Source organism: Armatimonadota bacterium (genome assembly GCA_018268395.1).
In the GTDB taxonomy this organism is placed as follows: Bacteria; Armatimonadota; Fimbriimonadia; order Fimbriimonadales; family Fimbriimonadaceae; genus JAEURO01.
In genome coordinates this window covers 563,808-576,924 of record JAFDWQ010000001.1, presented here as the reverse complement: position 1 = coordinate 576,924, position 13,117 = coordinate 563,808, and the positions used below count along the sequence as shown (strand labels likewise).

At 63.1% G+C, this 13,117-nt stretch carries 12 protein-coding genes; 6 read left to right on the top strand and 6 right to left on the bottom strand.

Annotated features, from left to right (window positions below):
• Positions 1-20 precede the first annotated feature (20 nt).
• Positions 21-449 carry a hypothetical protein gene (locus tag JST30_02555; GenBank protein ID MBS1713199.1) on the top strand — a complete coding sequence of 143 codons (429 nt, stop codon included), beginning with the start codon at positions 21-23 and terminating at the stop codon, positions 447-449.
• Here JST30_02555 and JST30_02550 read toward each other — a convergent pair.
• The 3 genes from JST30_02550 to JST30_02540 form a co-directional block, all read right to left on the bottom strand.
• Complete coding sequence (locus JST30_02550) at positions 446-1,222, bottom strand: ABC transporter ATP-binding protein (GenBank protein ID MBS1713198.1); 777 nt, start codon at positions 1,220-1,222, stop codon at positions 446-448. The genes JST30_02555 and JST30_02550 overlap by 4 nt on opposite strands.
• Positions 1,215-3,149, bottom strand: coding sequence for an ABC transporter ATP-binding protein (locus JST30_02545; GenBank protein ID MBS1713197.1), 1,935 nt, complete (start codon positions 3,147-3,149; stop codon positions 1,215-1,217). The genes JST30_02550 and JST30_02545 overlap by 8 nt, the downstream gene beginning before the upstream one ends.
• Positions 3,150-3,229: 80 nt before the next feature.
• Positions 3,230-4,390 carry a homogentisate 1,2-dioxygenase gene (locus tag JST30_02540; GenBank protein ID MBS1713196.1) on the bottom strand — a complete coding sequence of 387 codons (1,161 nt, stop codon included), beginning with the start codon at positions 4,388-4,390 and terminating at the stop codon, positions 3,230-3,232.
• A 79-nt stretch (positions 4,391-4,469) separates the two neighbouring features.
• On the opposite strand from JST30_02540, the gene JST30_02535 reads away from it, so the two are divergent.
• Together JST30_02535 and JST30_02530 are read left to right on the top strand one after the other, a co-directional pair.
• Complete coding sequence (locus tag JST30_02535) at positions 4,470-4,973, top strand: hypothetical protein (GenBank protein MBS1713195.1); 504 nt, start codon at positions 4,470-4,472, stop codon at positions 4,971-4,973.
• A gap of 43 nt (positions 4,974-5,016) precedes the next feature.
• Positions 5,017-5,625 (top strand): hypothetical protein, encoded by a 609-nt coding sequence (locus JST30_02530; GenBank protein ID MBS1713194.1) that lies wholly within the window; start codon positions 5,017-5,019, stop codon positions 5,623-5,625.
• Positions 5,626-5,687: 62 nt separating this feature from the next.
• Here the strand turns inward: JST30_02530 and JST30_02525 are convergent, their stop codons facing one another.
• Together JST30_02525 and JST30_02520 are read right to left on the bottom strand one after the other, a co-directional pair.
• The gene (locus tag JST30_02525) at positions 5,688-7,427 is read right to left on the bottom strand and encodes an exo-alpha-sialidase (GenBank protein ID MBS1713193.1); all 1,740 of its coding nucleotides are present in this window, start codon (positions 7,425-7,427) and stop codon (positions 5,688-5,690) included.
• The gene (locus tag JST30_02520; GenBank protein MBS1713192.1) at positions 7,424-8,113 is read right to left on the bottom strand and encodes a hypothetical protein; all 690 of its coding nucleotides are present in this window, start codon (positions 8,111-8,113) and stop codon (positions 7,424-7,426) included. Before JST30_02520 ends, JST30_02525 begins: the two co-directional genes overlap by 4 nt.
• Positions 8,114-8,284: 171 nt before the next feature.
• Here JST30_02520 and JST30_02515 point away from each other — a divergent pair, with 171 nt between their 5' ends.
• The 3 genes from JST30_02515 to JST30_02505 are packed head-to-tail and all read left to right on the top strand — an operon-like array spanning position 8,285 to position 11,997.
• Positions 8,285-9,988 (top strand): DUF1957 domain-containing protein, encoded by a 1,704-nt coding sequence (locus tag JST30_02515; protein ID MBS1713191.1) that lies wholly within the window; start codon positions 8,285-8,287, stop codon positions 9,986-9,988.
• Positions 9,989-9,993: 5 nt separating this feature from the next.
• Positions 9,994-10,956, top strand: coding sequence for a hypothetical protein (locus JST30_02510; protein ID MBS1713190.1), 963 nt, complete (start codon positions 9,994-9,996; stop codon positions 10,954-10,956).
• Between the two features lie 54 nt (positions 10,957-11,010).
• Entirely contained in the window at positions 11,011-11,997 is a 987-nt protein-coding gene (locus JST30_02505; GenBank protein ID MBS1713189.1) for a WD40 repeat domain-containing protein, read from the top strand.
• A 58-nt stretch (positions 11,998-12,055) separates the two neighbouring features.
• Here JST30_02505 and JST30_02500 read toward each other — a convergent pair whose 3' ends face one another.
• Entirely contained in the window at positions 12,056-13,102 is a 1,047-nt protein-coding gene (locus tag JST30_02500; protein MBS1713188.1) for a M42 family metallopeptidase, read from the bottom strand.
• Positions 13,103-13,117 lie beyond the last annotated feature (15 nt).

Below are 13,117 nucleotides of genomic sequence, written 5' to 3'. Positions count from 1 at the left end.
AGAATAGGTGAACAGCCATTATGCAGAACAAAAAGTCCCCGGCGCTCCTCTTCGGGATCGTGATCGTCGCACTGGCCAGCGTCTTCATCTGGAACGCGAGGACCCAGCCGACGGGTGGCGACCCGCACGCCGAAGAGCACAAGCAAGAGGAACTCAAGTCGCACGAAGTCTCCGCCGAAGACCGCAAGCGCAGCTCCTCCGAACTGATGGGCAAACTTTCGTCCTCGACCCCGGCCGGAGCACCCGGCGAACCGTCGGTCAATAAGGCTCTCGAACCCGGCGCACCTGACGCTTCGAGCCTCGAAAACGCCAAGGAGCCGACGATCCTCGTCGAGAAGAGTTCCGGCTACAAGCCGACTCCCAACGATTCGGGAACGGCGACCCATTGGTACGACGGCGACTCCCGGTCGGCCAAACGTGCCGAAGAGATGAACCGGAGTCGAGGCTAGTCCGGCTCGCGCGGGACGAGGAACGTCCGACCGTTCACGTCCACCTCGTCGAAGGTGGTGTCGAAGGCGTCCTCGTGCGCCTTGGCTTGGACGGCCTCCTCCGGGGTCCCTTCATAGACGACCTCTCCGCATTTCAAGAACACGGCGCGGTCGCACACGGCGAACGCCCAGTTGAGGTCGTGCGAGGTGACCAAGATCCCTCGACCTTCGGTGCGCAACCGCCGGAACAACCCGACAGACCGGGCCTGGTGACCGGGGTCGAGGTGGGTGTTCGGTTCGTCGCAGAGCAGGACTGGAGCTTGTTGGGCGAGTGCTCTGGCGATGAGCGCCCGTTGCGCCTCGCCTCCGCTCAGCGTCGTCAAAGGCCGGTCGGCGAACTGAAGGCAGTCCGTGTCCGCCATGGCCGATTCCGCGACCTTTCGGTCCGAGTCCGATTCGAACAAGCCTCGGGACCAGACGTAGCGCCCCATCAAGGCAAGCTCTCGGACCGTGAACCCGAAGGCGTGGTCTTCGCTTTGGGGGACGAACGCTATGGAACGGGCCCTTTCGTCGGGGCGCATCGCATCGAGCTCTCCGCCTGTGACACGGACATGGCCGGCCTTGGGCCTGTGGAGTCCGCAGAGCCCCCGGAGCAATGTGGACTTCCCGCTCCCGTTCGGCCCCAACAACGCGACGACCTCGTTGGTCCGCACGTCGATCGAGACCCCTTTGACGGCATCGAACGGTCCGTAGGAGAGCCACAAGCCCTCGGCCTTGAGTAACGCCTCAGCCAAGGCCGTCACCGTCGAAGTCCGATCCTGCGAAAGCCCGGAACATCGATGCGTAGACCCCATCGGCGGCCATCAGGTCCTCGTGCGTACCGGATTCAAGGGCTTTGCCCCGACGCAAGACCAAGATCTTGTCGGCCCGGGACGCGGTCGTCAGACGGTGGGCAATGAACAGGGTCGTCTTTCGGTGCATCAGTTCGTCCAAGGCGGCGGTCACGGCCCGTTCGCTCACCGCGTCCAGGTTGCTCGTCGCCTCGTCGAGCAAAAGGATCGCCGGATCCCGCACCAGGGCCCTTGCGATGGCCAGCCTCTGGCCCTCGCCGCCGCTCAATCGGACGCCTCGTTCTCCGAGCACTGTTTGAAACCCGTCAGGGGTCGCGGACACGAACCCATCGGCATGGGCAAGCTCGGCCGACCGTTTTAAATCGTCGTCGCTCGCGTCTTCGGTCCCAAGGCGGAGGTTGTCAGCGATCGTCCCCGCGAAAAGGAAGGTCTGTTGTGGGACCACGCCGAACTGGGACCGGTACCATGCGACGTCCAACTCCCGGACGTCGGTGCCGTCCAAGGTGATCCGGCCCGAACTGGGGTCATAGAAGCGCAGAGTCAGGTCGGCGATCGTGCTCTTTCCCGCCCCGCTCGGCCCGACGAGGGCCAACGAGGTGCCCGGCTCGACGACGAAGCTGACCCCCTCCAGCGCCTTCGTCCCGTCCGGATACTCGAACGACACGTCCTCGAAGACCAGCCTGCCTTTCGTGGCGTCCAATCGGGCGCCGGTCTCGCCGGTCGGTTCGTCCGGGATGTCGAGGATTTCGCCGTAGATCCGGTCGGCCGCAGCTTGGACCTGGTTATAGGTGTTGTTGACGTTGGCGATGCTGCGCATCCCTTGGTTGATCACGTCCAGGGCCAAGGTCAGAGCGACGATCTGCGCGATCTGGAGCGTTCCGAGCTTGGCCATATGGCCGCAGACGTAAAGCACGCACGCCAGGGCCACCGCGCCGATGAGTTCGACCATCGGCCGGAGTTGAGCGAACCGGCGGTTCGCGTTGAGCTGGCTCGCCAGCTGCTTTTGGACGAGGCTCCGGAAGATGCCCGCGACACGGTTCTCGGCGGCGAACGCCTTGATCACGCGGGTGCCGTTCAAAGCCTCTTGGGACATGGCGGTCAGGTCGGCCAGGTCGTCTTGAACACGGGCCTGGGCCGCTTTCATCCGGCGCCCGTTCCGGTTGACGAACCATGCCATCACGGGCACGAACGCCATGGCCAGGAGCGCGAGTTGCCAATTGATGGCGAAGATCGTGATCAGGGCGAAGACGGCTTTCGCCGGGCCGTCGATACTGTCGCGAATGAGCGTGACGGCGGTCTGATAGACGTTGATGTCGTTCGTCAGGACGCTTTGCAAGGCCCCCGCCCGTTTTTCGTTCAACGTCGAAACGGGCAGTTTCAGCAGTTTGGTGAACAGACGGAGACGGAGCTCGCTCGCAAGGGCCGCCGAAGCCTTGCTCAGATACGTGAACTGGCCACGGGTCAAGAAGTACTTCAGTCCGAAAAGCAGGACGACGGCCAGGCAGACGATGCCGAGACGGTCGATCGGTTCGGCCGAATAGAAGCGGGCCAACGCGCCGGGAGCGGAACCGGCGAACGCGCGCCGTTCTTCGGCTTTCGCTTCGCGGACGCTCCTGTCCACGAGGTCCCTCACTTCCTCGGGCTGTCGCCCAAGTTGCCGTCCGAGGCGTTCGCCGGCGGCTGGGCTCAACGTCGATCCGACCTTTGCCCCCGCGTCCTCGATCGCTTGGATCGCCTCTTTGGTCAGCGGAATGGTCGCGGCGGTCAACAGGCTCGTCAGGCCGACGCAGACCAGCCCTTTCCGGATCGTCCGGGCTTGTGAGCGGAGTTCGGCCGCGATGCGTCTGTCGAACGCGCGGAAGAGCCTCATGCAGGGACGCCGAGTTTACGTCACCTCGGCGTCCCGGTGTGGGATGCCGTCCGGTCGGCCGGCCGGCCGAACGGTACGGATCACGGGTGGGTCTTCCAGCTCTTCCAGTATTCAGGGTCTTCGATCGCCAGGGCCTCTTCCGTCAGCCAAAGAGGATGGAAGGTGTCGAGCATGACCGCAAGTTCCTCGGTGTGCGTCGCGCCGATAGAGCGTTCGACCGCTCCCGGCTGGGGCCCGTGAGGGATCCCTAACGGATGGAGGGTGATCGAGCCCTCTTCGATCCCTTTCCGCGATCCGAACTTGTCGTTGCAGTAATAGAGCACTTCGTCCGAGTCGACGTTCGAGTGGTTGTAGGGGATGACGACGGCGTCAGGATGGAAGTCGAGGACGCGCGGACAGAACGAGCAGATCACGAAGTTCCAGCCCTGGAAGGTCTGATGGATCGGCGGCGGTAGGTGCAACTGCCCCGTGATGGGCTGGAAGTCGTTGATGTTGAACGACCATGGATAGACGTATCCGTCCCATCCGACGATGTCGAACGGGTGGAACCGGTAGTGGTATTTCGTGTGCCGTCCACGGGCCTTGACGATCACGTAGTAGTCGCCGGCTTCGTCGTGCGTCCGCAGTTCCACCGGAGGGTGGATGTCCCGCTCTGAATAGGGCGCTTCTTCGACGAGTTGCCCGTACTGGTTCCGGTACCGCTTCGGGATCTGGATCGGTCCGTGGCTTTCGATCGTCAGCACCCGTACGGGAAGCTTGTCGAACGCGATCTTCCAGATCGTTCCCCGGGGGACCACGAGGTAGTCGCCAGGCTTGAACGGGACGTCACCGTAGTTCGAATGGAGGATCCCTGACCCGTCGTGGACGAACAGGACTTCGTCGGCTTCGGCGTTCTTATAGAAGTCATCCATCTGCTCGGCGACCAGCGCCTGGCTCCAAGAACAGTCGGCGTTACCCATCAGCGTGATCCTTCCGGAGATGGCGTCTCCGCACGGTTTCATCTTCGCCGTCTTGAGGTGGCGGTGCCGCAACGCTTCGTCCTTGAGGTACGTCGGAGCCGCCGGCCCCATGTCTTCCCAACCCGCGACGTCCGTCGGCAGGTTGATGTGGTACATCGTCGACATCATGTCGCTGAAACCATGTGTGCTGAAGAGCTCTTCGGCGTAAAGTCCGCCGTCCGGTTTTCGGAACTGGACGTGCTTCTTCGCCGGTAAGTGGCCGAGTCTGTGGTATCGGGGCATCTTTGACCTCTGTCCGGAATTCTACATTCAGCGAACCTCGATCGACCCGAGTCCCGTCAACGGCTACGGAGGATCCTGAGTGAAGCGACCGATTTCCGAAAGGGCCGTGCTCTGGCTCTTGGTCACTGGCATGACCATCGTCGTGGTCAGCCTCGGCTTCGGACATATCCTTGGGATCGCACTTTCGGCATGGGGGCTCCCGGCGGACGCGGTCGCCGTGTTCTTCTATTCCTACGGGACGCTCGCCGGGGTCCTCACGTTCTCGGCCGGATTGGTCTTCGGTTTGCTGAGGGCCAGGGGCGTGTGGCCCAAACCCGTGGAACGCACCGAGCACGGCGCTTACGTCCTGTCCGTCGCAGCCCTGAACCAAAGGCAGGAACCCGTTTGGAACGAAGGGGTCTTCGACGGGGTGAAGCGGTTCGTCCGGTTCCAGACGCCTACAGGCACCCTCGAGCTCGTGGCCGACGTCGCACATCTTGGAACGCTGGCCGAAGGGATGACGGGGACACTGGTGTATTCCGGCGACCGCCTTGTGACCTTCGAGCCCGTCGTCACGGCCGACCGGACGCATTGGATCCGTTGAACGGCTGTCCATGAGCACCCCTTTCGGGCCATAATCCACGGGAATGCCGGAGCTGTCTGAGGTTTGGTCGGAAGTCCTTCCTGATCTGCGCAAGGCCGTGACGGGCGTCGGCGTCTGGGCGGCCCTTAATGCGGCCCGACCGATCGTCATCGAAGACGGGCACCTCGTCCTTGGTCTGCCCCACTCGGAGAACGAACTGGCGGGGCACCTGCGCATGGCGCAGACCAGAAGGCTCATCGAAACCGAAGTCGGGCGGCACTTTGACGCTCCGTTAACGTTGCGAATCATCGAAGGGACGTCCGCCGAAGACTGGACGACCGAAAAGATCCGGGACGCCGAAAAGCGAAAGCTGAACGAGCAGGCCCTGGCACGGGCGAAGGCCGAACTCAAGGCGGGCGTGTCTTGGGACGGCGTATACGAAAAGCTGAGCCGCAAGTATGCGGAAACGCCGAACCGCTCGCTACCGCAGAACCGGGCGAAGTTCTTCTTGGAAGCGGTCGACATCATCGTCGAGGCACTTTTGTCCACACCGATCACGGACGATCTGGCCGAACGAAGCTACGCCCGTTGCATCGAGCGCGTCGCACAGTATTCCGAGATCCCGAGCAGCCTGGTCGCGGTCAAGATCCTTGAACGCTCGTTCTCGGGTTGATCGGTTCGACGCTCTGCTGACTGCGGCGCCCCGTCCGTTGGAGGACGGGGCGCCCGCATTGTTCAGGGCATCGCGAGGAGCACGTCTTGGTCGACGGTGGCCGTCCAAGCGTTGGTCGCGACCACGCCGACTTGCTTGTACGCCAGTCGGGCCTTGACCACGGTGCCGTTCACGTAGTCGGACGGGTTCGCGACCGTGACCGACGCGTTCGACGGCGACGTCGTAGCGGGCCGAGCGTCGACTTGGTCCCACTGTCCGGTGTTCTTATTGAGCAAGAGGATCCTTTGCTCGAGCCCTACCGTGTTCACCGAGGCCCAAACGTGGACTTTCAACGAACTCGGGTTCGCGGGCACGTCCGAATAGGTCGTCTCGAACTGGATGGGGGCCTCGCTCGCGTTGGCGACGATGCCCTTCTTCCCAACAGCCGATGTCCCTTCGTGCAAGAACAAGGACGTCCGTCCGCCACTGACGAGCGAACCACGGAACATGGTCAGAGCCGATGGGATTTCGATCGGATTGTAGACCGTGTTCGTGTAGACCTCGGCTTGGGCCGTAGTCGTATCCAGGTAGACCGGATAGACCTGTTGGTCCGAGAACCCGAGACCGCTATAGTCCCCCATGAAGGACGTCGTCGTCCCGCGTCCGTCGTTGTAACTGTCGAAGGACGCCGGAGTCAGCCGGAACTTGTTCGACCAGGTCGCACCGTCATCGTCCGAGTACACGTAGATCTGATCCCAAAAACCATGGGCGATCCCATCGTTCTGGGTCGTGTAGGACGAGTCGAAACTCAGGATGTTCAGACGCCCCTCGCGGGTGTACTCCGCCCAAGGGAAGATCATGTCTCCTACCGTCGTGAGCGGCCTATACGGCAGTCTTATGGGCGCGGACCACGTCGATCCTTGGTTCGTCGACCGGACCAGATAGAGGTCCAGGTTCTTGTTGGTGCCTAGGGTGTTCGTCGTGTCGAAGTACACGATCGAGATCGCGCCGTTGACCGGGTTGACCGCCATCGTGTGCAACTGAGGGGTCCGGAAGTTGCCCGGCACGCGGCCGTTCGCGATGCCCCACTGGTCCATACGGGTCGCGGCCGTTTGGGCCGCGCTCCACGTCGCCCCTCCGTCCATGCTCCGCCGGAACATGACCCCGAAGCCGAAATCCCAATACGTCACGTATAGTTCGCCGTTCGGGCCGATCCTGGGAAGGAAGCCAATGCCTGAGCCGAGGCTCTTGGGCGCCGTCCACGTGGATCCGAGGTTGTCGGACCAGACGATCCCCTCGTTGTAGGCGATGTAAAGGCGGGTCGTGTTCGCGTTACCCGGGATCGGGCCCGCGCACATCCAGCCTTTATCGACGCCGCTGAACGTCCGCGCCATGACCGAAGCGCCGAAGGTGTTCGATCCCGGCGTCTTCTTGGCCACGTAGATCCCGCCGTTTCCGGCGAAACTCATGGCCCCGGCGAAGAGGGTGCCCGTCCGTGCGTCATAGCAGGCCATCGGGTCGCCTTCGACCGAACTTTGCTGGGCAGCGGGCGGTCGGACAAGGACATGGGCCCAAGAAGCCCCTCCGTCGCTCGATACGCCGAAGCTGCTCTTGATCGAGCCGTCCGTCCGATAATCGTTGAACCCGCCGATGATCTCAAGTCCGTTGGCCGACGCCGATCCGCTGGTCTCGTTGCCGCTACGGCTCAGATTGTCGACGGACATGCGGAGTTGAGGCCCGACGACCGGGTCTTGGGCCAAAGCGTTCAAAGCGAGGCCCAGCGAGGCTAGGCCCACGATCGCGAGTCTAGAGGTCGTGGTCATGGTCGGGGTGCAGCCTCCTTCAGAAGGGATTTGAACTGGGGCGGTACGGGTTGTTTCCTGGCTTCGGCCTGGTCTACGTATCCCCAAGCAGACCGGTAGTCTTCGGTGTAGTAGCTTGCCACGGCCAGCCGTGCGAGCACTTGAGGATAGTCAGGATCGATGCCGGCCAGGGTCCGCCACTCGGCAAGGGCCCCTTCATAGTCGGCGGCTCCTTGGCGGAGGGTGCCGAGCATGAACCGGGCCTCCTTCGCCTTGGGATCGAGGGTCACGGCCGTGCGCAATGCCTTTTCGGCCGGGACTGTCTCGCTTTCGATCAGGAAAGCCTTCGCCAGCCCGACATAGGGCCGTGGGTCGGCGGGATCGGCCAAGACCGCGTCACGATAGGCTCCCACCGCCAAGAACCACACGTTCCTGGACGACAGTTCGGCATCGGCAAGGGCTCTTAGTTTCGCGGCCCTCGCCTTGTCCGGCGTGACCCCTTTCGCTACAACCTTGACCGTCGGACCCGAGAGGTCGAGTCCGGCCGTCGCCTGTTCCATGCGCTGTTCTTCGAGCTTTTCCTTGGGATTGACGAGGGGTTTGGCCCCTCCTTGAGTCTCGCTCGCAGCGATCGAGGGACTGCAGCCGATGACGACCGCTCCCGCGACTAGCGCCGCGCACGAGGACAGCAAGCTAAGTGTTCTCACATGTTCCTCCGAATGCAATGTGCGGGCCAAGCTCCCGACGTTCCAGTATGGAGAGACGGACGGCTAAGATGGCCCTGCATTTTTCAGGGAGTAGGCCGTTTTCTTATGAGAATCTAAACGCGGGCCGCTCGGACTTCGGCACTGCGACACGGCCCGGTATCCTGGTGACCGATGGCGATCGGCCGTTTCATGCTCGTGCTGCACTCCCACATGCCGTACGTGCTGTCGCACGGTAAATCTCCGCACGGAACGGACTGGCTCTTCGAAAGCGCGGCCGAATGCTATCTTCCGCTCCTGGACGCCCTCGACAGGCTTCGGGCCCAAGGGATCAAACCGCGCTGGACGATCAACGTCACGCCGATCCTGGCCGAACAGCTCGACGATCCCGCCTTTAAGGACGGTTTCGAGGACTACTGCCAGGAAAAGGTCGCTTACGCGAAGATGGACCGGGAGAGGTTTGCGGCCGACGGCGACCTCCGGATGGAGGGACTGTCGGCGATGTGGGCCCGGATCTATTCCCGGGAACTGAGACAGTTCAAGGAAAAGTGGGGACGGTCGATCAACGACGCGTGGCGGCAGTTCCAGGACGACGGTCTGGTCGAGTTGATCACGTGCGGCGCGACCCACGGCTACTTTCCGCTTCTCAGGACCGACGAAAGCGTCCAGGCCCAAGTCCGGTTAGCGGTCGAGACCCACACGGCCCGCTTCGGCAAGAAGCCACGGGGAATCTGGCTGCCCGAGTGCGCGTACAGGCCGTCCTACGAATGGAAACCGCCGACCGGCGACGCTCCGCCTTTCCCTCGGGCCGGAGTCGAGCAAATCCTGGGCGAGTCGGAGATCGGGTACTTCTTCGTCGACTCGCACATGATCCGGGGCGGCGAACCCTTGGGGACGTACTGGCAGAAGTTCCCTCAGTTGGCCGAGCTCTTCGCGCGGACGCGACACTTGTTCAACCCTCCTGTCGAGGCCAGGAGCGAGTACGAACACTATGCGATCCCAGGGGGCACGAACATCTTTGCCCGCGACCCTCAGACGACGGTGAAAGTCTGGTCGGGCGACGTCGGGTATCCCGGCGACGAGTGGTACCTCGAATTCCATAAACAGCTTTATCCGGGTCGCCACCGCTATTGGCGGATCAGCCCGAACAAGCAAGACCTCGGCGCAAAGCAGCCTTACGACCCGTGGGTCGCGTTCGACCACATCGAAGCGCACTCGAAGGACTTCGTCCGGCTCGTCAAGTCGACCCTGGCCGGCTACCGCGGAGCGTCAGACCGCGACGGTACGGTCGTCGCCATGTACGACACGGAGCTGTTCGGACACTGGTGGTGGGAGGGCCCCGAGTTCCTCTACCAGGTCGCGCTCGAAATGGCCCGCGACGGCGAGGTCCGACCGTGCAGCGGAGGAGACGTGGTCGACGAAGACCCGGCCCGTCACGTGATCGACCTTCCGGAAGGCTCTTGGGGCGAAGGCGGCTATCACAGCGTCTGGCTGAACGACGACAACTTCTGGACGTGGAAACGCCTGTATCCGGCCGAGCTGAAACTGAGAGAGATGGCCCAGTCGTACGGCGACGGCCCGGCCCGCGAAATCGCCGAACAGTGCGCCCGCGAACTGCTGTTGGCCGAAGCCAGCGACTGGCAGTTCTTGATTTCGACGTGGGCGGCCAGAGACTACGCCGAAGCCCGCTTCACCGACCACATCGATCGCTTCGAACGGCTGGCGGGCATGGCCGAGCGCGTCCACTATGGCGGCCGCTTGAGCGACGAGGAGACCGAGTTTCTAGCCGAGTGCCGTCAGAAGGACGCTCCGTTCCCCGACCTCCGGCTGGACCACTGGAAGAAGCGACCTGTCCCGACCGAACCGACCCCGGCATGAACCGAATGCAAACTTCTTTGACACCGACGAACGTCTCAATGGCCATGCGGGGCATGCTCCTTGTCGTCGTCGCATTGCTCGTCGCGGCCTGTAACCCACCCCAAACGCCGACAAAGGTCACGGGCCTCGACACGAAGGCCGTTCCGGAGACCGGTGGTCCGGGCTCGACCCCAGAAGGGGGCGCCGACCCCTCGAAACCTCATGGTCTCGGTAAGACCGAAGTTCCCAAAATCACGTTCTCCAAGGACACTTTCGAAGTCAAGAAACCTGGCTCTGGGGACTGGCGGAAAGCCTCGAAGCCCGCGTCCGAGATCATGGACGCGGTCGACAGGGCGATGTCCGAACCCGTGCCCATGATCGCGCTCGCCGACACCAATTTCGACGTCGGCGGTGCGACCCTCGCGGGCAAATCGACGGTCAAGATCAAGGACGCCAAGACGTACGCCGTCGAATACTACACGCCGGAGAGCCGTGCGACCTTGAACCGGATCATTTCCGACGGAGCGCACAAATCGTCGTTTTCGGAAGAAAAGTGGACGCCGCCGGCGCCGCCGCAAAAGCCGGACAGGTCGCCCGTCGACGATCCGACGCTGAAAGCGTGGCCGCAAGCGTTCATGAGGTCGATGTTCGCCGCCTACGACTCGGGGCACACGGTCTGGGGGCCGCTCGTCCGGTATTGGCAGAGGAACGGGTTCACCGTCACGGTCGAGGAACGGACCGCAAACATGAAGGACAACCGACGGTTTTTCAGGATCGTCGGAACGGGCAAGGACGGCTCGCAGACCGAGATCCATGTCGACGGCATGCGCAATCTTCCGATCCTCGTCCGGACCGTGACGAAGACGGCAGACGGACAGTCGGACAAGCGGATGTGGTCGGCGGCATGGCAGTTCGGAGGGACCTTCGAGGCGAAGGAGTTCAGAGTGCCGGGAGTGGCGGCGTCCGTGGCCGAGCGACCGGGACCTTAAGCCGGTCACCGCACCGATGAGCGGGTGGGAACGTCCAAAACCCTGAGGAAATCCATGAGAGTAAGGATGCTCGCTTTCGCCCTGGCAGGTGCACTGTCGGCCGCGTCGTTCGGGGACGTCGCCGTGACGCGCGTCAAGACCATCGACCAGTTTCAGGTGACCGCCGTCGCGGCGGCCTTCAGCGGTTCGCTCTTCGCGTTCGCGACCAACGACAACACGGTCCGCATTTATGACCCGGTCAAAATGCAGACCCGGTTCCAACTCGTCGGGCATCCACAGACGGTCGGCGCTATCGCCTTCAACCGCGCCGGGACGTTACTTGCGACGGGGGACGCGACGGCGCGGCTTTATCTGTGGGACGTCAAGACGGGCAAGAAGGTCCGTGAGTTCTCTCGGGACAGGGGCCACAAGCGGGGGATCTCGGCCATTGCGTTCAATGCCGACGGTTCCAGGATCGCCACGGTCGGGAACGACGACACGATCTGCATTTGGAAAAAGGACGGCGGAAACCCGGTCGGGACCATTCACGGAAAGGGTGCCGACTTCTATGGCGTGTCCTTCACTTCGGCCGGCTCGATCGTGACGGGCACGTTGAACGACGGGTTCCGGGTGTACAACGGGAAGACCTTCGCGTTGGCGACGAAACTCCCGGCAAAGGGCATCAACGGGATCGCCGCGACCAAGGACGGCGACGTCGTCGTCTCGGCCGACCGGGAGGGCCGTCTCGTTCAATGGAGCGTCGCGAAGAAGTCCAAAGTCCGCGTCATGAACGGGCATACGGATTGGGCGATCAACGCCGCGGTCTCTCCGAACGGCCGCGTCGGTGCGAGCAGTTCGACCGACCGGAGCGTCGCCATTTGGAGCCTCGTGACGGGACAGTTGCTGACCCGGATCAAGGACACTTCGGCCGTCGGTGCGCCGATGGCCTTCACCGGTGACGGCAAGTACTTCATCGCCACGACGGTCTCCGACGGACTGTCGGTCTATAGCGTCTCCCCCGCACAGGCTGGGGCGACCAAAGTCGTGCGCAAGAAGCGCTGACAGGACAAAGGCCGGGCCGTCTCGTCGGCGTCCCGGCCTTTGCATCTCTCGTCAGGCCCTAGTCTTCGATGAGGAACTCGGCGATGAGGGCGGCGGTGTCACGGAGGGCGTCGACGTGTGTCCGCTCATATCCGTGGCTCGTGTCGACCCCAGGGCCGATCAGGCCGACTTGGGCCCTGCCTCCGGCTTGCCAATAGGCCGTTCCGTCCGAACCGTAGTGCGGATAGACGTCCGGACGCAATTCGATCCCGTTCCGGTCGGCGAGTCCGCGGATCCGCTCCGTCAGGTCGCGGCTATAGGGCCCTCCGCTGTCCTTCAGGCAGATCGAGCAATGGAACTCGTCTCCGTTCTGACCATCGCCGACACAGGCCATGTCGACGACCAAGAGGTCGACCACGTCGTCCGGTATGCCGTCCATTCCCCCGTGCCCGACTTCTTCGTAATTGCTGAAGAGGACGTGCGTCCGTTGCGCCGGGCTGACACCGGCGTCCTTGAGGGCCTTAAAGGCGGCGACCACACAGGCCACGCAGGCCTTATCGTCCAGGAAACGCGACCGGACGAAGCCGGCAGGGCCGTTTTCGAACCGAGGGTCGAAAGCGACGAAGTCGCCGACGTCGATGCCGAGCAACCGGGTTTCGTCGGCGGTGGCCGTGCGCTCGTCCAGGCGGACTTCGAGAGTCTCGGCGTTGCGCTCCTTCGTCTTGGCCTCCTTGTTCACGTGGACCGATCCGTTCGCGAACACGATCGAGCCCCGGACCTGCGTCCCACGGCGGGTGCTGACCGTGACCCCCTCGCTTTCGACCGAGGGCCACATGACGCCGTTCAGGGCCGTCAGCTTCAATCGACCGTTGTCCTTGATCTCGCTGACCATAGCGCCGAGGGTGTCGACGTGGGCGGTCAGGGCCCGTGGCTTGTCGTTGCGCAAACCGTCGTCGTAAGCGATCAGCGCACCTTTGGTCGTCCGCACGCTATGAATCCCGAGCGACTCGAGCTCCGCCTCGACGAAACTGATCGCCCAGTCCGTGTCCCCGGTCGGGCTGGGCGTGTTGACCAGGTCCTGAAGGAAGCGCACCAAGTACTCGGTTGAAATATCGAAGCGCGGCATGGATCAGGTAGTTTA